This is a genomic window from Bacterioplanoides sp. SCSIO 12839 (assembly GCF_024397975.1).
GTDB lineage: Bacteria > Pseudomonadota > Gammaproteobacteria > Pseudomonadales > Oceanobacteraceae > Bacterioplanoides.
Genome location: NZ_CP073745.1, coordinates 1 through 21,547, shown reverse-complemented (window position 1 = coordinate 21,547; position 21,547 = coordinate 1). Strand labels below are relative to the sequence as shown.

Annotated in this window: 17 protein-coding genes; 7 read left to right on the top strand and 10 right to left on the bottom strand. The window is 49.4% G+C overall.

Translation table 11 applies throughout. The features are described 5' to 3' along the window. The first annotated feature begins 107 nt into the window (after positions 1–107). From KFF03_RS00085 to KFF03_RS00075, 3 genes are all read left to right on the top strand, one after another. Entirely contained in the window at positions 108–845 is a 738-nt protein-coding gene (locus tag KFF03_RS00085) for a spondin domain-containing protein (protein WP_255858254.1), read from the top strand. 143 nt (positions 846–988) lie between these two features. Then, complete coding sequence (locus tag KFF03_RS00080; protein WP_255858253.1) at positions 989–1,843, top strand: crotonase/enoyl-CoA hydratase family protein; 855 nt, start codon at positions 989–991, stop codon at positions 1,841–1,843. Between the two features lie 108 nt (positions 1,844–1,951). Then, entirely contained in the window at positions 1,952–2,884 is a 933-nt protein-coding gene (locus KFF03_RS00075) for an exopolyphosphatase (RefSeq protein WP_255858252.1), read from the top strand. 76 nt (positions 2,885–2,960) lie between these two features. Here the strand turns inward: KFF03_RS00075 and KFF03_RS00070 are convergent, their stop codons facing one another. Next, a complete protein-coding gene (locus KFF03_RS00070) occupies positions 2,961–5,303 on the bottom strand; it encodes a choice-of-anchor Q domain-containing protein (protein ID WP_255858251.1) in 2,343 nt (780 codons plus the stop codon). 107 nt (positions 5,304–5,410) lie between these two features. Here KFF03_RS00070 and KFF03_RS00065 point away from each other — a divergent pair, with 107 nt between their 5' ends. The 4 genes from KFF03_RS00065 (at position 5,411) to KFF03_RS00050 (ending at position 8,938) form a co-directional block, all read left to right on the top strand. Next, entirely contained in the window at positions 5,411–6,034 is a 624-nt protein-coding gene (locus KFF03_RS00065; RefSeq protein ID WP_255858250.1) for a TIGR02466 family protein, read from the top strand. 40 nt (positions 6,035–6,074) lie between these two features. Beyond that, a complete protein-coding gene (gmhB, locus tag KFF03_RS00060; protein WP_255858249.1) occupies positions 6,075–6,623 on the top strand; it encodes a D-glycero-beta-D-manno-heptose 1,7-bisphosphate 7-phosphatase in 549 nt (182 codons plus the stop codon). A gap of 128 nt (positions 6,624–6,751) precedes the next feature. Then, complete coding sequence (locus KFF03_RS00055; protein WP_255858248.1) at positions 6,752–7,570, top strand: 1-acyl-sn-glycerol-3-phosphate acyltransferase; 819 nt, start codon at positions 6,752–6,754, stop codon at positions 7,568–7,570. Between the two features lie 93 nt (positions 7,571–7,663). Next, positions 7,664–8,938, top strand: a complete 1,275-nt coding sequence (locus KFF03_RS00050; protein WP_255858247.1) for a hypothetical protein — start codon at positions 7,664–7,666, stop codon at positions 8,936–8,938. A 3-nt stretch (positions 8,939–8,941) separates the two neighbouring features. On the opposite strand, the gene KFF03_RS00045 is transcribed toward KFF03_RS00050, so the two are convergent. From KFF03_RS00045 to dnaA, 9 genes are all read right to left on the bottom strand, one after another. Further along, on the bottom strand, positions 8,942–9,991 hold the full coding sequence (locus KFF03_RS00045) for a lipase secretion chaperone (protein WP_255858246.1): 1,050 nt from the start codon (positions 9,989–9,991) through the stop codon (positions 8,942–8,944). Between the two features lie 7 nt (positions 9,992–9,998). After that, positions 9,999–10,970: a triacylglycerol lipase gene (locus KFF03_RS00040; protein WP_255858245.1), complete on the bottom strand. Its 972-nt coding sequence runs from the start codon at positions 10,968–10,970 to the stop codon at positions 9,999–10,001. Between the two features lie 203 nt (positions 10,971–11,173). Further along, positions 11,174–12,493, bottom strand: coding sequence for a Na+/H+ antiporter family protein (locus tag KFF03_RS00035; RefSeq protein WP_255858244.1), 1,320 nt, complete (start codon positions 12,491–12,493; stop codon positions 11,174–11,176). 136 nt (positions 12,494–12,629) lie between these two features. Next, on the bottom strand, positions 12,630–13,004 hold the full coding sequence (locus KFF03_RS00030) for a DUF302 domain-containing protein (RefSeq protein WP_255858243.1): 375 nt from the start codon (positions 13,002–13,004) through the stop codon (positions 12,630–12,632). A 244-nt stretch (positions 13,005–13,248) separates the two neighbouring features. Continuing rightward, positions 13,249–14,826, bottom strand: coding sequence for a P-loop NTPase fold protein (locus tag KFF03_RS00025; RefSeq protein ID WP_255858242.1), 1,578 nt, complete (start codon positions 14,824–14,826; stop codon positions 13,249–13,251). A 133-nt stretch (positions 14,827–14,959) separates the two neighbouring features. Continuing rightward, complete coding sequence (gyrB, locus tag KFF03_RS00020; RefSeq protein WP_255858241.1) at positions 14,960–17,386, bottom strand: DNA topoisomerase (ATP-hydrolyzing) subunit B; 2,427 nt, start codon at positions 17,384–17,386, stop codon at positions 14,960–14,962. Between the two features lie 299 nt (positions 17,387–17,685). After that, positions 17,686–18,765, bottom strand: a complete 1,080-nt coding sequence (recF, locus tag KFF03_RS00015) for a DNA replication/repair protein RecF (protein WP_255858240.1) — start codon at positions 18,763–18,765, stop codon at positions 17,686–17,688. Positions 18,766–18,777: 12 nt separating this feature from the next. Next, positions 18,778–19,878 carry a DNA polymerase III subunit beta gene (dnaN, locus tag KFF03_RS00010; RefSeq protein WP_255858239.1) on the bottom strand — a complete coding sequence of 367 codons (1,101 nt, stop codon included), beginning with the start codon at positions 19,876–19,878 and terminating at the stop codon, positions 18,778–18,780. Positions 19,879–19,894: 16 nt separating this feature from the next. Continuing rightward, positions 19,895–21,529: a chromosomal replication initiator protein DnaA gene (gene dnaA, locus KFF03_RS00005; RefSeq protein WP_255858238.1), complete on the bottom strand. Its 1,635-nt coding sequence runs from the start codon at positions 21,527–21,529 to the stop codon at positions 19,895–19,897. Between the last annotated feature and the right edge of the window lie 18 nt (positions 21,530–21,547).

The following is a 21,547-nucleotide window of genomic DNA, read 5'->3' as shown; positions in this document are numbered from 1 at the left end:
TCTTTATGCGAATAGGTTAACAAGAATCAGTCGCAATGTCTGAACTATCCCGAACTCCGCCGCTCAAACAAATCCCAACACAGAATAAACAGGCAGAGGTAATCGACATGGAACACCCCATTTTTAAAGTGATGGCAGCTTCAACACTGACACTGGTATTGGCCGCTTGTGGCGGTGGCGGAAGCAGCAGTAATAACAACCTGCAGCCTGGCGACAATACCGAGGGTAACGATGCAGCCAGTGGTGGTGTGCAGTATTCCATGACCTTTGATCAAACCTGGAGCGGCGCGACGTTCCCAACCAACTACCCCAGCAGTGCACATTTTTCACCGCTGGTCGGCGCCACTCATAACAGCCAGGTGGTGATTTGGCGACCACAGGATCAGCCATCCACCGCAGGGCTTGAGATTGTTGCCGAAAGCGGCAGCACTTCAACCTTCACCATGGAACTGGAAGAACACCGCAGCAGCGGTTATGTCGACGAAATTTTCCGCCACGGTGGCCCAGAGGACTCTCCAGGCAGCCAACAAGTGATGTTCACGGCAACCGAACAGTTTCCGCTGGTGTCGGCAGTCAGCATGATTGCCCCCAGCCCGGACTGGTTTGTTGGCGTACGTGATGTGAATCTCTATCCGAATGGTGAGTGGGTTGATCGCCTGGAGTTTGACTTACGCCTGTATGATTCCGGCACCGACCTGGCCGAACAGTTTACGGCCAGCAATAACGATGGCGGTGATCGCATCATCACATTGGTCAGCACCGATGCCATCGATACCGACTTTGCTAATGGTGTCCACCGCAGCAGTGGTGCGTTTGTTGGCCGCATCATTATCGAGCGCCAATAAATCTCGCCACTCAGCCTGATCCGTGGCGATCAGGCTTTGACTCTCCCGGCTTGGCCGGGCAAAGCTTTGACCCCGGGTACTGATCGCACTATATTGACAGCGTCAACATAGTGATTTGCACCATAACAAAAAGGAAGACGATCATGACCCAACTGTCTGAGTTTCAGTGCTTTGATGTTTCTATCGAGCAACGAGTTGCCCATATCCAGTTCAGCCGACCAGATGCACTGAACAGCATGAACCAGGATTTCTGGCTGGAGCTGCCACGCTGTATTGAAAGCATTGAAAGCCAGACGGATGCCCGGGTGATTGTTATTTCATCCAGCGGCAAACACTTCTCCGCGGGCATGGATCTGGCCGTATTTACCAACAGCAAAGCCGTACCCATGTCTGGTGATCCTGGTCGTATGGCTGAAAATCTGCGTCGTGTGGTGCTGCAACTTCAGGATAGCCTCAGCTCATTAGAGAAAGTCCGTCTGCCGGTATTAACCGCCATTCAGGGTGGCTGCATTGGTGGCGCACTTGACCTGGTGTGCGCCTCCGACATGCGTTATTGCACCCAGGATGCCTATTTCACCATTAAGGAAACCGAGATTGGTATGACGGCGGATGTTGGTACCCTGCAACGTATGCCGAAATTAATTCCGGCAGGCATTGTTCGTGAGCTGGCGTATACCGGGCGCAAGTTCCACGCCGACGAAGCTCAGCAACTGGGCTTTGTTAACCGGGTGTTTGATTCGCAACAAGCCATGCTGGACAGCGTCATGACCATTGCTCAGCAGATTGCTGCGAACTCACCGCTGGCTGTCACCGGCTGTAAAGAGATGCTGAATTACAGCCGTGACCATAGCGTCGAAGATAGTCTGAAATACATGGCCACCTGGCAGTCTGGCATGTTCCGCCCCACCGACCTGATGAAAAGTTTCCAGGCCAAAGCAACCAAACAAAGTGCCGAATACGACGACCTGTTTGCGGTAAAAGGCCTGTTTGAAGAATAAATTCTGCGCCACAGCGGCTTGCTGAATTTTCTCGTCTAAGCTGAAAAGAATCCGTTCAGTACGATTCTTTTCAGTACGACTTTTTCAGCAGCAATCGAGGAGCAGCCCGTGGCAGCACAATTCCGACTGGTAACCCGCAGTGATTTTGACGGCCTGGTGTGCGCCGTTTTATTCAAAGAACTGGGCCTGATTGACGATATTCTGTTTGTTCATCCCAAAGACATGCAGGATGGCAAGATCGATATCAACGCCAACGACATTACCACCAACCTGCCTTATGTCGAAGGCTGCCACCTGAGCTTTGACCATCATGCATCGGAGTTGAAGCGCCGCGGTGATAAAGCTCCCGATAATCATATTATTGATGACAAAGCGCCTTCCGCTGCCCGAGTGGTGTACGACTACTATGGCGGTAAAGAGAAATTTCCATCCATCTCCGATGACATGATGGCGGCGGTGGATAAAGCCGATTCAGCGCAGTTCTCGCGCGATGAAATCCTTAATCCAAGCGGCTGGGTATTGCTCAATTTCTTAATGGATTCACGTACTGGATTGGGTCGCTTCCGTGAATTCCGCATCAGTAATTATCAGTTAATGATGCAGCTAATCGACTATTGTCGCGATCACAATATCGATGAAATTCTTGAGCTGCCAGACGTGAAAGAACGGGTGGAGTTATTCTTTGATCATAAAGATAAATTCGAAGACCAACTACGCCGCTGCACCACCGTTCATAACAATCTGGTGGTGCTCGACCTGCGTGATGAAGATCCGATTTACGCCGGTAATCGCTTTATGATTTATGCACTGTTCCCGGAGACCAATATCTCCATCCATGTGTTATGGGGACTGAAACAACAAAACACCGTGTTTGCCATTGGCGGTTCCATTATTAATCGCAGCCATCAGACCCATATTGGTGAGTTATGTCTGGAACACGGCGGTGGTGGCCACCGCAATGCCGGTACCTGTCAGGTTGATAATGATCAGGCCAGTGACGTTTTAGCTCAACTGGTTCAGCGCATTAACAACGACGGCTAAAACACATCCGTTTCGCTTATCAAACTACCAATAAAAAACCGCTTCAAATGAAGCGGTTTTTTATTGCTCACTCAGGTTATCTGCGGCGCAACGCCAGTGACAATAACCCCAGAAGCCAGAAAAGTGCGCCACCACCAGATGACGAGCTACTGCCGCTGGAGGAGCTGTCTCCGGTACCGGAATCTGCATCCTGGCTGTCACTGCCATCATCATTTGGCTGCTCAGCCGAATCATCACTCGGTTGTTCATCTGGACTATCGTCCGAATCATCATTACCAGTATTGTCCGGCTGTTCTTCATCCGGCTCATCCACTGGTTTCGGTTGAACCGCTAAAGCAACGGAGACCGATGCCTGACCTCCAAATTCATCTGTCACAGTGATGGTAATCGTGTAATCACCCACATCCTGGACGGTTCCTGTGATCAAACCGCTGTTGCTGTCCAGATTTACCTGATCCGGTGCACCCTGAATGCCATAAGTCAGGTCATCGCCATTGCCATCACTAAACCAAACACTGACATCCAAATTAATGGCATCCCCATCCGTCAAACTGATATCGGTAGGCGTTAGCACCACCTGCGGTACCTGATTGCCATATTCCACCGCGCCGATATCAATCACGCCGCGATCAATGCGCAGGCTGCCGCGCTGATCGGTATCCGGTTCATTTTCGATATTGGCATCACCGGCGTTGATCAAGGATGAACCAGTTTGTGGCATTCGGGTTGGTGTTTCTCCGCCATTGTCCTGCAATGCAGCTAAACCCGGATCGTCAGAGCTGACGATATTGCCACCATTATCGGATGCATTCTGAGTACCGCTGTAGCTGCCATCCCAGTAGGTAAATTCCACCTGCGCCGAATATTCTGACTCCGCAACCACAATCTTAGCTTTGCCATCCGGGACGGTATTGTTATGAAACACACTATGGCTGATCTCCAGATCCGCCGCGGGAGTATTCATAAAAACAGTATTGCCCTCCTCGCCTCCAACAGCAGTATTATCGGTAATGGTCGAATGACGGATACTCAACTTACCATTTGAACCTTGAAAGCTGGCGACCGAAGAACCGTCATCGGATTCATTTGCCACCAGCGTTGAGTTAATAATGTTGGTGTCTACAGCCCGGTCAACAAATAATACGCCAGCTGAACCATCCGAATGATTATCCATAAAAGTGGAACCGCTGATGTTAAGCGATGAGGATGTTTCTTCGGTGACTACGGCTAATGCGCCGCCCTTAGGTACAGTAGCTTCCGAGGCACTGAACAACGCCTGATTACTGTCAAACGTACTATCTGCAATGTCGATCTGACCTGAAGTCGCATCACCAAAGAAGTACAATGCGCCGCCCAGGCTTTTGGCCTGATTACTCTTAAACGTCGTACGCAGAATTTTCAGTTCTGAAGTTTCATTGGTGCTGATGGCACCACCATGGGCCTCCGCGGCTAAACCGGTGCCATATTCATTTGGTAAAGCAAGCACCTGATTACTGTCAAACAACGAATCACTGATTTCCAGCACAGTCGTACCATCCTTAGCGATAGCACCGCCGTAACTATAGGTTTGGTTATTTTTGAATGTCGTGCCACGGATGCTGGACTTTGTATTGCCATATTCACTGAAAATCCGAATGGCACCACCACGACTGTACTGGTTATCAACCAGCGTTTCGTTACCATCAAAAACCGAGTCAGCAATATCCAGCTCCACATCTGACGTTTCCAATGCACCACCACGAGCAAAGGAACCATTGGCTTGGTTACCCTGAAATTGTGTGTCCTGAACCGTTAACCGGTATTTACCATCAGCCGGCAAAGGGGTAGTGCTGTCACTGTTCTGAACATGGATGGGAGCACGTCGGCTTTTATTACCACTGATGGTGGATTCTTTAATCACGACGTCGCTGTTTCTGGCCTCGATAAGTGCGCGATCGGAAGTGCTATCCAGATCACGAACCGTTACCGACTCGAGCGTCAGATCAGAGTTATTCACAGACATCAGCTCGGCGCTTCTTTGGATGCCGTCGCGACCGGCAAATACCAGACGCCGAACCGTGAGGGATGATGACTCATCAACCTGCAACAGGCTCGCTTCCGTATTATCCGCTTGGACCGTAAAGCTACCAGCTGTTGGCCCCTCAAGTGTGACCGTTTTGCCGCCATCCAGCTGCATGCGGTTATTAACCAGCTCCGTTTTACCCGCCAGTTGTTCACTGACTTTGATCAGATACTCGTTGTCCGGGCAGTGATTCAAACCCACAATAGCTTCTGAAAAAGTCGTCGTCAGAGCCGTATCGTCAGCCTCTAACGCATCAATGTCTATCTGGCACAAGCCAAAGGCCAGCTGTGTGTTCACCAAACCAATACAAAGTGCCAACGGCTTTTTCAACAGACCAGTATGAGGTTGACTGCTCATGAATTCCCCTACCCAAAAGATGGTTATACTTTTTATTCGATGTTCATTACTTTGTCGTAGCCAATGGTATATTGCCAGTGAAAACAGCAATTAAATGAGGAAACAATATGAAAGCGGATAATCGCTTACATTTTGGCGTATCGATTTTAGAGACTTCGCTTCCCTGGTTGCTGGAGAACCACTCACCGCTGCGTGATTGTCTGCTAACGCTGCGCCATCAGAGTGAACAGGGCCTACAACGCTCGAATCAGAGAGGCTGGCACTCGCAAGATGACTTATTTAATTCTGACGACCCGCTGATACAACAATTGAGTCAGCAGGTGTTTGAGGTTGGTACTCAGCTGATTCGCCATGCAGAGAAATTCCCCGCCGACGAAAAAGTTCTGTTGTCATCTATGTGGGCCAACATCAATGACTTTGGTGCCTGGAATGCACCACACGCTCACCTGCCGTGTGAATGGAGCGGTGTGGTTTATATTGATGTGAATGAAAACCCTCAGTCAGCCGGCGGCGGCATTCATGACGGCGACATTTTGTTCTTTGATCCCATCACGGTTGGTGCTCCCTATCGGCCAGCAACCACTGTGAGTTATACTCCGAAGATCGGCTCGATGTATGTTTTTCCCAGTTATCTGATGCACATGGTAGCTCCACATTTTGAAGAAAAACCGCGTATTTCTGTGGCCTTTAATTTCCGGATCGCACGCAATATCGAAGCCATTGCTCGTTAACTGACAGCATCCATTTCACTGCATTTTTAAAAGACCCAACATGACCTCTCTTATTATCCTCGACCGTGACGGTGTGATTAATCAGGACTCCGATGAATACGTGAAGTCCGTTGATGAGTGGATTCCGATTCCTGGCAGTGCCAGCGCCATTGCCCGTTTGTGTCAGGCGGGTTTTCAGGTGGCCGTCGCCACCAATCAGAGTGGTTTGGCACGCGGCTATTTTTCTCAGGCTGACCTGGATGCCATGCATCAGAAAATGACTCAGCTGGTAGAAGCCGAGGGTGGCTCGTTTGCCCATATCGCCTGGTGCCCACACGGCCCAGACGACCAATGTAACTGCCGCAAACCCCTACCCGGGTTAATTCATCAGATAGAACAGGCACTGGACGTTTCAGCCAAAGGCGCCTGGATGGTGGGTGATTCACTGCGGGACCTACAAGCCGGAGCAGCAGCTGGTTGTCAGGTTGCACTGGTCAAAACCGGCAAAGGCGAAAAAACCCAGCCCAAGCTTGAAGCCGATAATCAACTGAACAACAGTCCGGTGCTTGCCGACCTGAGTGCCTTTGTTGATTTTGTTTTGGCATCATAGCCGTTGTTTGATAAGTCCTGCGCGACAAAGGAAATACTGCTAAGAATTTAAGTAAACGAACTGGCTCCACCAAAGTGGTATAAACGAGGTGTTTATCGTTAACCATCACGTCCCGGGCCAGGAGTTTTATGAAAGCTGCCAGCATCGCATCCTCAGAATCGACATCTGCCTCGTTTATCAACGGTATTCGTACCCTGATTTTTTATGGCTGGCTGGCAAGCTTCACCATCATCTGGTGCTTGATCTCTTTTGTCGTTGGTATCTTTCTGCCACTGAAAAAGCGTAACTATTTTGTGCTGGTGTTTTATTGCACGGTTGCTCTGTGGTCTGCTCGTTTTATTTGTGGCGTTAAGTGGCAGGTAAAAGGCCTTGAAAATGTCCCTCGTGATGGCCGAGGTTACGTGTTACTGAGCAAACATCAAAGTACCTGGGAAACGTTTTTTTTACCCACCGCCATTGCCCCTCATGTCCAGGTCGTGAAAAAGGAATTGTTGTATTTACCGTTTTTTGGTTGGGCACTGAACCTGATTCACCCAATATTTATTGATCGTAACCAGAAGACCAATGCGCTGAAGCAAGTTATTCAGCAAGGTGCTGAGCGCCTGAATGACGGTATTCATGTGTTGGTCTTTCCGGAAGGCACACGCATTCCACCCGGTAAACGCAAAGAGTTTTCTAAAGGTGGCGCGATGCTGGCGGGCAAAAACAAAGCGCCAGTGTTAGCCATCGCCCACAACTCCGGCGAGTTCTGGCCCAACGATCATTGGATTAAAAAACCCGGGACCATTCAGGTGGTGATCAGCCCGGCGATTGAGACCGCCGAACTGAGCACTGCCGAAGTGAATCAATGGTCAGAAGAGTGGATCAACGACACAGTCGATCGTATTTCTCAGCACAAGTTTGATGGTGAAGTGGTCAATAACGATAAAAGCGGGAAGCGTTTTTAAATACAACCGTTTTCAACGAATGCTTGGCTTTTGTCAGCTCATATTCAGATAATTGCTGTTAGTATTGCTCAGTATTTTTTATGAGCAATCATCATGTTTTATTCTAATTTATTTCTAACGACGGGCCTGATCGCTCTTTCCCTAGGGATTACCGCTTGTGGTGGCTCGTCATCATCTTCCAATAAAACGCCAGCTCCTGAGATAAAACCGACGCCTGAAGTAACGCCGACACCAGAGGTCACTCCACCCTCGCCTCCTGAACCGGAACCAGCGGAAAAACTAGCGCTGACGCTCAACCATAACACTTATGCAGCCATTCAGTTTGATGGCGCAGACTGGCAGCAGATCACGACAAATAACCCGGTCGAATACCGTGGCACTCCGGCTAAAGCGACGGTATTAAGTATTTGTGGCAATACCATTCTACTGCAGCAACGTTCGCTTGAACGTTGGAAGAACTCGACCTCAATCAACCCCGGATGCCCGGCGCCGGTTGACCCGGCTATTAATCCGGCAGCGCCTCGTCTGGTTACTTTTGAGTCACCGGCTGGCAGTGTAATTATCGATGTTGCCTCCTCACCTTCCGGGCGCTACAACAACCCGAGTGATCATCAGACAACGTTCTACACCAACAGCAATGCGGTGTCTTACAGCGCCGTATTTGAAGCCTCCGGACGTTACTATTATCACCACCAGAAAGACGTCGACATCAGCGACAATAGTACCGTATCTATAACCATCAGCGATGCAACCGAAATTCCATTATTACGCGATGGACTGGACAATGATGAAGCTCCGGGGCATGGCTACTTACCTTATTACATCGAAGATGATGTGAAATTATTACTGACGCCGTTTACCGACGAAGATCGCTATGGCCTGACACCTGCGCTGACTGAGAAGGGTTATTTTGAACACCACTGGAACAAAGAAGGTAACGACCAGGTCCGCACGATTCAGGCCGATCGCTATGACGTTTCCTACCCTGGATTTGTGACTACCAATGACCTCAGCAATAGCGTCACCGTTTCTCAGGATGGTAAAAATCTACAATTAGCGATTCCGCAACAAACTGACGACAACCCGCTGCCAGTGACCCAGCTGGTTGCTCAGGCCAGTTTTGCCGATCATGGCAAAATCCGTTTTGAAATAGATGCGGATAGCTGTGAGCAGGCAAGTTGTTCTATCGCTTTGGAAAGCCCAATGCAATTACCGGGATTCTCAGACAGTGAAGCGTCAGAAGCTGCTAAGTTTTCTGATTTATCAGGCAGCACTTCATTGCGCTGGTATGCCCGTTTAGTCCGCAGCAGCGACACTCAAACGGATACCGTACTTGTCTCGGATAAGTCGCTTTACCCGCGTTTCTGACACTCAGGACTGCCCGGAGCGAAGCAGTGCTTGAGCACGCAGTTGCTCGTGGGCAGCAAAATGTTGCTCAAGCAAACTCTGATAGGCGGCCTGATAATCATCAGCCGCGAGGTTACTCTGCTGCAGTTGCTCAACCGCCAGACGGAATGTGTCTAATCGTTGTTGCCACTGCGCACGCTGTTGATCGAGATGCGCCAAACGCTGAGCAGCGGCTTCTCCAACAACGTCTGCACGTTGCTGAAATTTTTCGTTATCCGATACCGTCGTCTGATCAATCTGTAGCAGTTGTGTTTGCTGCTGATCACGACGTTGCTGCAATTGCATTTCAACCGGCAGTTCCGCCTGCAAGTTAACCAGCGCCTGCTGTTTTCCAGCCTCACTTAATTCGGAATTGAGAATACGTGCTTTTGCCAGGGTGTTGTCATCCAACGTACGATCAAATGCAAAAAATACATCCGCCACTTGTGCACCTAACAAACGATTCTGCAACGCAATTAACGCTTGCTGACGCTCGCTCATAAACTGAATTTGTCGCGTCTTATTCCAGCCAGCTTGTTGCTGGTATTGGTGTTCAAAATCCGACAGAGCGGATTTGTAATCCAGATAGTTATGCAGGATTTCCTGCGCCTGTTGCAACGCTACCCCAGATAACTGCTGTTGCAGGTTGTGTTCAATGTTCTGGCGAATAACCGGCAAAGGCAGCTCACCCAATGCACTCAGGTGATAATCAAACAGATCCTTCAGGGCCGAGGTGACCAGGAGCTCATCACCACGACTCACCAGTCGCACGCCGTGAGACGTACCACTCAGAGAATCCGCAAGGTTAACGTTTGGTGAAATCGCATTGACTGACGCAGGCTTAATGCTGCCCAAACCGGCTGGGCGATCATGTTCCATGGCTACAGGAGTGACAGTAACAGCGGAATTTTCTCCACCGTTACTGCCCAGCCACTCGCCATTCAACAAACCAATCAGTAATAGGCTAGTCAGTAACAAACCTCCGACGATAATCGTCGGGGTTGTTACTGGCAGGGAGTGCTTGTTTGTCTCCATATTGGCGTTACAGACCCGCTTCTTTCAGGCGGTTCGCGTGTGTCCGGTACAAGGTCAGCGGATCCGTGCTGAACAAAGAGTGCAAACCCAGCACCTGGTTGATCAGGTCGCCATGGTTCATTTTGTAATCATCACGAATCACAGTACCAAAGTGGCTGGCACAACTACCGGTAATACCATCACTGCTTTCACCGCCAAAGAGCAGGCCAGCCGTACCAAACAGGTAATCCAGCGGATCTGCGGCATTGGTAAAGGTATCACCGCCACCCCAGGAATACAGACGAATATCATGACCGTTCACCGTTACCGATGCCGGACCTTCGCCACAAGCTTCTGTTGGCAGACCCAACGGGAATTGCGCATTAAAAGCAGCCGCACCAGCCGTTGTGAATTCCGTTGTTAATGAACGGGTGTCACCCGGTGCAACGTCATCTCCGGAGAGCTTATCGATCAAAGTGCCGGCCGCATCACCAATCGTTTCAAACGCCGCGCCCTGCAATGTGTCTTCCGGGAAAACACCATCCAGTACATCGGCAATTGGCGCACCAGTATGTGGCGACCCCATAGTGGTTACTGAAGCAACCAGATCCGGACGAACGCTCATCACGTAACGAGAAGTCAGGCCACCCTGGCTGTGAGCAACCAGATTAAATTTTTCGATCGAAGGATCTGTTGCACGAATATTTTCCAGCTGTTTGATTAGCTGTTCGCCACGATCCACGGAATTGTTAAAAGCATTAATCGCTGCGGTGTAAACCGTCGCACCTTCGGATTCAAGCTTTTCGCTGATCTTGTACCAGTAATCAACACCCGCTATCGAGTCAAAGGCTAAGATGCCCTGCACCAGCATCACTGGGTGTTTCGTTTGGGTATAACCACTGGGTTCCGGTTGGGTCGACATGGCCTGAGCGTTAATAGCCAATAACGAGCCCGCTGTCAGCAGACCAGCCGCCAACAGATTGGAAGAGAGTTTTTTCATTGTGTTTTCCGCTGTTATTTTTATTCGGAAATTGAGTATAGAAAGAGCCGAAAACCTGACAATAGCGCCAAACAAGCCAGTGTGAGTGTTTGGTACTTTGGTACATCGAATAGGTTCATTATGTGCTATCGAAGTACTCCAATCATCAGGCTGGATACGCCAAAAGACTTGCTTCTGGCGTAAAGAAAGACTCCTGCAATCCGTTACAACACCATCGCTGCAACCCAACCAGCCGCTAGCAACGGCAAATTGAAGTGCAGGAAGGTTGGAATCACGGTGTCACGCATGTGATTGTGCTGGCCGTCAGCATTCAAACCTGCGGTTGGCCCCAATGTGGAATCCGACGCCGGAGAACCCGCATCACCCAGCGCACCCGCAGTACCCACTAACGCCACAATCGCCAGCGGGCTGAAGCCCATCTGCAGACACAGAGGCACATAAATCGCGGCAATAATCGGAATAGTTGAGAACGACGAGCCAATGCCCATGGTCAGCAACAAGCCAACGACCAACAGCATCATCGCAGCCAGTGCTTTGTTACCTGCCAGCCAGTCAGAAGCACCGTTCACCAGCTGGTCGATATGGCCAGTAGTTTTTAACACCTCGGAGAAACCCGACGCAGCAATCATGATAAAACCAATCGATGCCATCATTTTCATGCCGTCGACCAGCACGCCGTCGGATTCATTCCAACGAATCACGCCCGTCGCGGAGAATAATAAGAAGCCCGCCATCGCACCCAGCACCATTGAGCCAGTGTACAGCTGCATCACAAACGCCAGCACGATCGCTGCGCCCGCAACCCACAGGGATTTAGCGTTGTAGCCTTGCTCGGTGTGTTCGGTTTTTTCAACCTGACTCATGTCATACACGCGCTTGCCACGGTAGCTGAACAGCGCCGCAATCAGCAGACCCGCCACCATACCCAGTGCTGGAATCGCCATCGCTTTTACGACTGAAATGCCTTCCACATCCAAACCTGCCGTAGCCACTTTGCCCAGCAGAATGTCATTCAGATAAATGCTGCCGAAGCCTACCGGCAGGAACATATACGGCGTTACCAAACCAAACGTCAGTACACAGGCAACCAGGCGGCGATCTAACTGTAAGCGAGTCATCACTAACAACAGCGGTGGAATCAGAATCGGAATAAAGGCGATATGAATTGGAATCAGGTTCTGAGACGAAATCGCCACTAACATCAGCAGGAATAACAAGCCATGACCCAGCCACTGGCTGCTGGCTTCATCACTCTTACCGATTTTCGTCAGGATTTTATCGGCCAATAAATGCGGTAAACCAGACAGCGAAATCGCCACCGCAAAACCACCCAACAAGGCATAACTTAAGGCGATACCCGCTCCACCGCCGATGCCTTTATTAAAGGCCTCTAACGTTGCAGCCGTATCCAAACCACCGATCCAGCCACCGACAAAAGCGGCAACAATCATCGACAACATCACATGCATGCGTGCCAGGCTGAGCACCAGCATCAGCACCACGGCAATAATTACTGCGTTCATTTTTTAACTCCGCAAGGAACAAGGAGTCTGATGTCGAAAGCGTCTCCCTTTGCTAAAACTGACCAACCAGACAAGACGCCCGCACGGTATCACAATGCTGCAGAGAATGCCTGACAGATGTCAGACAGGGCATGGATTAATCGCTGAGTTCTGCGGTTAACGCCGCAAACAAGCCCGCCACCTTCTCCAGCACTGGGTGACCTTCAACCTGGTAGGCTGCGGTGTAATCTTCACTGGTTTGATGCACCAGCTGCGTTTGCCCGGCGTTGTTCACAATGGCTAAACGCAGCGGCAGATCGAGGCTCATGGTGATGTCTTTCTGCATCAGCTTGGTACCTGCCATTGGGTTACCAAAAATCAGTGTCCGGGCTTCTGCCAGTTCCAGCTCCACCTTTTCAGCATTCGCCTGATGGTCGATATCGGCAAAAATGGTAAAGCCTTTTTCGGTGAGAGACTGGCGAACCTGAGAAACGGCTTCAGCAACCGACGGTGAAATATTAACAACCTGCATGGGGCATTCTCCAAAATACATGGGCGTAAAAATAGATGAGGAGTCTGACAACAAAGTGGTTGAGAGATTCAATCTCGGGATGGATCAGAGTGTTGTGAGTCGAATAAAGCTGTTTATCGGCTCACGGACTGAGCCGATTGTGGGGTTTATTCGGCTCATCAGAAAGAATGTAGCCGTTAATGCGGGCGAGTATTACCAGGCTTAGCTTCCAACCATCCAGAAATTCCGGATGGTTGTGAGTTGATCAAGTTAAGTCTGAGGCCATTTCAACCATATTTATGTAGTCTTTTTTCTCTACCCCATACTTCTCTTTACAGCTATGAAATAACATATACACCAACTTTTGGGGATCAGGGTAATCTGAATGTTCATTTACAACCCACTTGCCAGCAACACTAGAGGGATTATCAATGTTTAGTAGCCTCGATAATTCACATAGTGCATCTATTGATATTCCAGAGAAGCAAGGAAACTTAGACTCAGTAGAAATTTGTCTTGGATATTTAGTATCAGCGTACTCTCTAGCAAGCTCGTTCTTTATACTTCCACTTAATCTATTTTTATTCTTGCCCATATTTATGAATAAAGCTTCATAAGCTTTAATCATAACTTTCTTTTGATCTACCCCGAATTGACCGCTTGAGTTGTTATCCATAAATAGTTCATTAAACAACAGTGGCTCGGATATCTTTAAAGCCGAGAGTATTCCCATATAGAACCAGATATATTTTTTTCTTTTACCCTCTGTATTCATCGTTGACCAGAGTCGGTCAAGCCATTGTTTTGTTGTGCGTAAATCAAAACCAAATGCATAACAAATAGTAGAGCAGTTATTTAACAGCTCTACTTCGGTAAATATAAAATTTCCGTCACATGTGAACTGAAATTCTTTTGATATCTTTTCTCCAAATATTTTCTGAGAGTGAATAAATTGTTCCAAAGCAGGTTTTTGAAGTGAAAAGCTTCTATTAAAAAATCTATAAAGATATTTAGATGAATCAAAGTCTTGTCCATAAACTGCTTTAATTGAATGCTGTAACTGACCAGTATCTGTTGCAATGACGAATACGAAACCTTTGATATCAAACACGTGCTTAACGGTTTCTAACAATTCAATTGCATAGGTTGGACGGCAGCGATCTAGCTCGTCAATAAAGACAAACATTGGAAGATCAAGATCATCATTTGAATCAACAACTTCCTTTAGCCAGCCTTGAATAGCGCTTTTAAAAAACTCTAATTCATTCACCTTCTCGGAGTGATCAGCCAGAGCGACTTCAAATACTTTTCCTGCAAAGAGCGAAAAGTCTTCTGCGCCATTGGTATCATTTTCGTCGTACTTTAAATCAGAAATTGTTTGAACTTCGTCATCTCCAAATTTGGTGATATCAATACCAGAAACTTTTTTAGTTATCCCACGCATTAATTCTGGCGCGACTTTTTTACTAAAGCGCCAGCCTTTCTCTGCAAGGTTTTTAGCCTTTTCTGCTCCAGTTTTGGGAGTCTTTGATTTTAGGTAATTAGAGATAGCAGATATTACTGCCAGCAAAGGTTCGTCTGAAAAATCATGCTTCCAGGCATCAATATAAACAGCTGGATGATCCTCTTTGATGGTGTGGTACCAACGCTGCAGGAAATAGGTTTTTCCAGCTCCCCACTCTGCATTGAGATTCATCACATAGTTTTGGTTATCTAACGAAGATAAAAAGTCGGTGAGAAATTCAGCGTATTTACCGCGATCTAGTTTGTCAGAGCCGATGTGAATGTCAGGCAACTCACCTTCAACTGCTTCAGAGAAAGGTTTGCTCCAGTCAAAATCCATTTTCTATTACCTACAGAACTATTAATTAACTAGCCGTAGATTACGGTAAATCTGCCTATGCCGACAAATAAAAAAGGGAGCCATCGGCTCCCTTTTTAAGGCTCAGCTTTCGCTGAAAAATAATCGTTCTGAATTAAAAATCCAAATTCGATACATTCAGCGCGTTGGCTTCAATAAACGCACGACGTGGTTCAACGTCATCCCCCATCAGGGTGGTAAACATTTTATCCGCGCCAATGGCGTCTTCGATGCTCACTTGCAGCATACGGCGCGCTTCCGGATCCATGGTGGTTTCCCACAGCTGTTCCGGGTTCATCTCGCCCAGTCCTTTATAGCGCTGGATGTTGAAGCCTTTTTTCGCTTCATTCAGCAGCCATTGAACCGCATCCCAGAAATCTTCGATTTCGTGGTGATTACGATCGCCTTCACCACGCTGGATGTATGCGCCGTCTTCCAGCAGTTCAGACAGTTCTTCGCTCATGCCAGCCAGTTTCTGGTAGCCAGAGCCAGAGAAGAAGTCCTGATCCAGGATGTATTCTTTCGGAATACCGTGGGTAATCACGTTGATGATGACTTTGTTGTTGCCACGCTCTGCGTCTGCACCGGAAGTCACTTCGAAATGAGAGCCGCTACGGCCAGCGTCCGGCAGGTTGGTAGCCAGCTTGTTCGCCCACTCTTCTACTTTGGCAGCACTGCTCAGATCTTCCACGGTTAAACGTGGCAGCGTCAGCATCTCGTGTAATGCTTCACGTGGAACAAGGTTGCTCATACGAGTCACTGTGTCTTGTGCGTCGCGGTAGTCATCAACCAGCTTGGCAAACGCTTCATCAGAGATCGCAGGTGCGTCTGCATTCGGGTACAGAGCCGCTTTCTCCAGAGCAACGTGGGTCAGGTAACTTTCCAGTGCTGCTTCGTCTTTGATGTACTGTTCCTGCTTACCACGCTTAATTTTGTACAGCGGTGGCTGAGCAATATACACGTGACCACGTTCGATGATTTCTGGCATTTGACGGAAGAAGAAGGTCAACAGCAGCGTACGAATGTGCGCACCGTCGACGTCGGCATCGGTCATGATAATAATGGAGTGGTAACGCAGCTTGTCCGGGTTAAATTCTTCGCGGCCAATGCCACAACCCAGTGCGGTAATCAGAGTGCCGACTTCGGCAGACGATAACATCTTGTCGAAGCGTGCTTTTTCGACGTTCAGGATCTTACCTTTAAGCGGCAGAATCGCCTGGGTACGACGGTCTCGGCCCTGTTTGGCGGAACCGCCGGCCGAGTCACCCTCCACTAGGTACACTTCGGAAAGTGCCGGGTCTTTTTCCTGACAGTCCGCCAGTTTGCCTGGCAGACCTGCGATATCCAGAGCGCCCTTACGACGGGTCATCTCACGCGCTTTACGGGCCGCTTCACGGGCACGGGCAGCGTCGATCATTTTGCCAACCAGCTCTTTGGCTGCTTGTGGATTCTCTTCCAGATATTCCTTAAACAGGCGCCCCATTTCTTGCTCAACCGCTGGCTTCACTTCGGAAGATACCAGCTTGTCTTTGGTCTGGGAGCTGAACTTAGGATCCGGAACTTTCACCGAGATGATCGCGGTTAAGCCTTCACGAGCGTCATCACCTGTGGTGGCAACCTTGTTCTTCTTGTCCAGGCCTTCTGAGGTGATATAACCGTTCAGAGAGCGTGTCAGCGCCGCACGGAAGCCCGCTAAGTGGGTACCGCCATCGCGCTGCGGAATGTTGTTGGTGTAGCAGTGGATGCTTTCCTGGAAGCTGTCGTTCCATTGCATGGCCACCTCTACCGCCATGCCATCTTCGCGTTCTGCGTTGAAGTGGAACACGTCGTTCAGGGCGTTTTTGCCTTCGTTCAGGAATTCCACGAACGACTTCAGGCCACCTTCAAATTCGAAGATATCTTCTTTATCAGCAACACGTTCGTCTTTCAGGTGAATTTTCACACCCGAGTTCAGGAAGGATAACTCGCGCAGACGCTTGGCCAGGTAGTCGTAAGAGAATTCGGTTTTGGTGAAGGTTTCCTTCGATGGCAGGAAAGTCACCATAGTGCCGTTCGTTTCAGACACACCCACTTCTTTCAGCGGGTAATCTGGGTCACCGTGGGTGTATTCCTGCTCGTAGATTTTGCCACCACGACGAATGGTCAGCTTCAGCTTTTCAGACAGAGCGTTCACTACCGACACACCCACACCGTGCAGACCGCCGGAGACTTTGTAGGAGTTATCGTCGAACTTACCGCCCGCGTGTAATACCGTCAGAATCACTTCCGCCGCTGAGCGCCCTTCTTCCGGGTGCATCTCGGTAGGAATACCACGACCGTTATCGGAAACCGATACCGAGTTATCCGGGTGAATCACCACGGTGACTGTGTCGCAGTGTCCGGCTAACGCTTCGTCGATGGAGTTATCCACCACCTCAAACACCATGTGGTGCAGACCTGTACCGTCGTCGGTGTCACCGATATACATACCGGGGCGTTTCCGTACGGCATCCAGTCCTTTCAGGACCTTAATACTCGACGAGTCGTAACTCTGCTCTGACATTGGTGTTCCTCTGTTCTTTTTAGCCTTTCAGAGCCGTGTAAATCTGGCCTGAAATCCGACATAACAAAGCGAATAAGTGTAACAAATTCAGGGGGAATGTGCTTGTTTTAAGAACGCGCGGAGTAATTTGGCGAGGTATTGAAGCATTAAGGTATTAGCTGACGGGGCGCTACAAGTTCATCCCTGAAGGCTAATAAATCACATCCCTGTGATTTACCCCTCTCGCTAACACCTCAATGCTTCTAATATTAAAAACCGCGTAGCTAGAGGGGCCGTAGTTGGAGGGGTGGTATCGACAACTATTTTTCCTCAACCACACCCTGTTCCACGTGGAACATTTTGCTGGCAGAGGGTTGCCAAACGTCGGTGAGCTTGTCTTTGTCGATGCTGGTGATAAAAACCTGGCAGTTCAGATCTTCCAGTAACTTACACAATGCATGACGGTGTTTTTCGTCCAACTCAGACGCCAGATCATCCACAAGATAAATAGTGCGACGCTGACTCTCTTGCTGGAATAAAGCCCCCTGAGCAATCTTCAGAGCGGAAACCACCGTCTTTTGCTGTCCACGGGATAAAATCTCTGCAGCCGGGAGCTTGCCCACCTTAATGCGTAACTCGGCTCTGTGCGGCCCTGATTGGGTGTAACCGATAACCAAATCACGCTCTTGCTGTTTCTCCAGCACGTCTGCCAACGGCGTGTCTTTATCCCAACCTCGGTAATAGGCCAGTTGCACATCAATGGTGTTATCAAGCTGATTGAGAATGCGCTCGAACTCCGGCTTAAAACGTTTGAGGTAGGTTTGACGATGCTGATCAATCACTTCGGCACTTTCGATAAAGCCTGTAGTCCAGGTGGACAGCCATTCCAGCTCTTTTTGCTTCAGTACCGAATTACGCTGTTTCAGCTGCTTACGGAAGGTTTTCCACTGTTCCATAAACTTATGTTCCACGTGGAACACACCCCAATCAATAAACTGGCGGCGTTCTTCGGGAGAGCCGGATAACAGTTTAAAGGTATTCGGGTCGATAATCTGAACCGGCAGCCAGTGCGCGGCTTCTGCCTGAGACGTAAGCACCGAGCCGTTCAACTTTAACAAGGTATCGCCACTTTTTAACCGCAAACTGTCCATGGTGCACAAACCACGTTCTTCATCATCCACTTCGAGAAACATCTCGATGCGATCAGACTCGTGATTCAATACATGCTGGATTTTGGAAGTACGGAAGGATTTCCCAGAGGCCATCAGAGCAATGGCTTCTAATACGCTGGTTTTACCGCAACCGTTGTTGCCGTAGATAAAATTAACGCCCTCGTGGGGCGTTATTTCCAGCGGCTGCAGGTTACGCACACCGCTGATTTTTAATTGCCGAATAGGCATAGAGCTCGAACCCTACAGACGCATTGGCATAACAACGTACATCGCATCGCCACCTTCCGGCTCTTCCAGCAATGCAGAAGAGTTAGCGTCAGACAGCGTCATTTTCACTTGCTGAGTATCCAGCACGCTCATCACGTCTTGCAGGTATGAAACGTTGAAACCCATTTCCAGTGAATCACCGTTGTAATCCACACCAACGGATTCTTCCGCTTCTTCCTGTTCTGGGTTGTTGGCGAACACTTTCAGCAGTTCCGGTTCCAATACCAGACGCACACCACGGTACTTCTCGTTCGACAAAATGGCGGTACGAGCGAATACTGAGCGCAGTTCCTGACGATCCGCCAGCATCACATTGCTGCCGTTCTTCGGAATCACACGGCCATAATCCGGGAACTTACCGTCCACCAGTTTGGAGGTGAAGGTGAAGTTTTCGGTGGTGGCACGCAGGTGGTTGGTGCTCAGCGCTAGAGAAACGCTGGCTTCCGGGTCGGTCAGCAGCTTGGCCATTTCCAGCACGCCTTTACGCGGCAGAATGATTTGCTGCGCTGTATCTGGGCCAGCCATTTCAACGTGGGCCGTCGCTAAGCGGTGACCATCGGTAGAAACTGTACGTAAACCATTGGCGGTTACTTCAAACAACATACCGTTGAGGTAATAACGCACGTCCTGCTGAGCCATGGCAAAGCTGGTGCGGTCGATCACACGACGTAGCTTGTTCTGCTCCAGCACAAAGTGCTGTTCACCGGCGATGTTTTCCACATTCGGGAATTCAGTCGCAGGCAGCGTTGATAAGGTAAAGCGCGAGCGACCGGAGCGTACATTAACACGCTGGTCGTCCTGCTCGATGGTGATTTCTGCACCGTCCGGTAAGGAACGGCAGATATCCATCAGCTTTTTCGCGGGTACAGTAATCTCACCTTCCTGGCCAACCTCGTCAAGCGTGACGCGACCAACCAGTTCAACTTCCAGATCTGTACCCGTTAAAGACAGCTGCTGGCCCTGAACTTCCAACAGCACGTTGGACAGTACCGGCAGCGTCTGGCGTTTTTCCACTACGCCGGCTACCAGTTGCAATGGGCGCAGAAGGGCTTCCCTAGAGATAACGAATTTCATGGTTCTCCACTCAGATCTAGGTTGTCAGTGAACGCAGTAAGTTCTTGTAATCTTCCCGAACGTCTGCAGTCGTTTCCTGTAACTCTTTGATTTTACGGCATGCGTGCAAAACTGTCGTGTGGTCACGACCACCAAACGCAGCGCCGATTTCCGGTAGGCTGTGATTGGTTAATTCTTTGCTCAACGCCATCGCCACCTGTCGTGGACGGGCAATGGAACGCGTGCGGCGCTTAGATAATAAATCAGACAACTTCAGTTTGTAATACTCAGCCACAATTCGCTGAATATTGTCGATACTGACTTGTTTATCCTGCAGAGCCAACAGGTCTTTTAGTGATTCTTTAATAAAAGGAAGAGTAATGTCACTGCCGGTAAAATGCGAGTTCGCAATCACCCGCTTCAGTGCCCCTTCCAGTTCCCGTACGTTAGAACGGATTTTCTGGGCGATAAAGAAAGCAGCATCGTCTGGCAGGTGCACATTACTCTGCTCAGCCTTCTTCATTAAGATAGCAACCCGGGTTTCCAGTTCCGGTGGTTCTACCGCTACGGTTAAACCCCAGCCGAAACGGCTTTTCAGGCGCTCTTCCAGGCCATTAATTTCTTTTGGATAGCGGTCACACGTCAGAATCATCTGCTGACCGCCTTCTAATAAGGCATTAAAGGTGTGGAAAAATTCTTCCTGGGAGCGTTCTTTACCGGCGAAAAACTGGATGTCGTCAATTAACAATGCATCCAGACCGCGGTAGAAACGTTTGAATTCGTTGATAGCGTTCAGCTGTAGCGCTTTCACCATATCCTGCACAAAACGTTCAGAATGCACGTACAACACTTTGGCATTCGGATCTTTGCTTTGCAGATAGTTACCCACTGCGTGCATTAAGTGAGTTTTACCTAAACCCACACCACCGTATATAAACAGTGGGTTGTACGAGCCACCGGCGTTTTCGGCCACCTGGCGCGCAGCGGCATGAGCCAGCTGGTTCGATTTACCTTCAACAAAACTCTGGAAGGTAAAATTGGTATTCAGGAAGCTCTGATGCTGTAAGCCCCCTTCTACCTGCACTTCACGTTTGGGTTTTACTGGCTGACGGGGCGCAGGTGACGGATTGCCACTATTAAAAGGGGCAAAAGTAGGAGCCTGACTCACAACTGCTGGCGGTTCATTAAAGCCACTGTTATCCGCAGCTAATAAATCGCCCTGCTGCGGCGCGTTATCCGCCATTGAAGGTGTTTGAGCCACCTGAGAATAATCGGTTGCTTCAAAACCGGTGTTATTGGTTGGCTGAGCAAACGCAAACTCTTCTTTAGCAGCAACAGGAGCGGGTGCTGGCTTTGGTCGCGGTGGCGGTGGCGGTGGCGGAGCCGTCGGACGAGTGGACTGCACTGCAGGACGTTGAAAAACCGGACGAGCTTCGCCGACAACCACTTCAGCATGAGTAATACGTCCGCCGTTTAATTCAGACAGGATTTCCTGGATGCGCTGCAGGTATTTGTCTTTAACCCAGTCTTTTACAAAGCGGTTCGGCGCACTGAGGCTTAACTGACCATTATCATCAGTACTGGCCACCAAAGGGCGTATCCACGTGTTGTATTGCTGAGCAGGCAGTTCATGTTGTAACTGACCCAGGCAGTCTTGCCATAAACCTGTCACGGCGACCTCAATATTCAA

Coding starts and splice junctions, on each gene's coding strand:
- KFF03_RS00030 (WP_255858243.1), bottom strand. CDS start 13,004: ATGCAGGTTGTTAATATTTCACCGTCGGTTGCTGAAGCCGTTTCTCAG.
- recF (WP_255858240.1), bottom strand. CDS start 18,765: ATGCCTATTCGGCAATTAAAAATCAGCGGTGTGCGTAACCTGCAGCCG.
- KFF03_RS00050 (WP_255858247.1), top strand. CDS start 7,664: ATGTTTTATTCTAATTTATTTCTAACGACGGGCCTGATCGCTCTTTCC.
- KFF03_RS00065 (WP_255858250.1), top strand. CDS start 5,411: ATGAAAGCGGATAATCGCTTACATTTTGGCGTATCGATTTTAGAGACT.
- KFF03_RS00035 (WP_255858244.1), bottom strand. CDS start 12,493: ATGAACGCAGTAATTATTGCCGTGGTGCTGATGCTGGTGCTCAGCCTG.
- dnaN (WP_255858239.1), bottom strand. CDS start 19,878: ATGAAATTCGTTATCTCTAGGGAAGCCCTTCTGCGCCCATTGCAACTG.
- KFF03_RS00055 (WP_255858248.1), top strand. CDS start 6,752: ATGAAAGCTGCCAGCATCGCATCCTCAGAATCGACATCTGCCTCGTTT.
- KFF03_RS00080 (WP_255858253.1), top strand. CDS start 989: ATGACCCAACTGTCTGAGTTTCAGTGCTTTGATGTTTCTATCGAGCAA.
- KFF03_RS00070 (WP_255858251.1), bottom strand. CDS start 5,303: ATGAGCAGTCAACCTCATACTGGTCTGTTGAAAAAGCCGTTGGCACTT.
- KFF03_RS00025 (WP_255858242.1), bottom strand. CDS start 14,826: ATGGATTTTGACTGGAGCAAACCTTTCTCTGAAGCAGTTGAAGGTGAG.
- KFF03_RS00045 (WP_255858246.1), bottom strand. CDS start 9,991: ATGGAGACAAACAAGCACTCCCTGCCAGTAACAACCCCGACGATTATC.
- gmhB (WP_255858249.1), top strand. CDS start 6,075: ATGACCTCTCTTATTATCCTCGACCGTGACGGTGTGATTAATCAGGAC.
- KFF03_RS00085 (WP_255858254.1), top strand. CDS start 108: ATGGAACACCCCATTTTTAAAGTGATGGCAGCTTCAACACTGACACTG.
- gyrB (WP_255858241.1), bottom strand. CDS start 17,386: ATGTCAGAGCAGAGTTACGACTCGTCGAGTATTAAGGTCCTGAAAGGA.
- KFF03_RS00040 (WP_255858245.1), bottom strand. CDS start 10,970: ATGAAAAAACTCTCTTCCAATCTGTTGGCGGCTGGTCTGCTGACAGCG.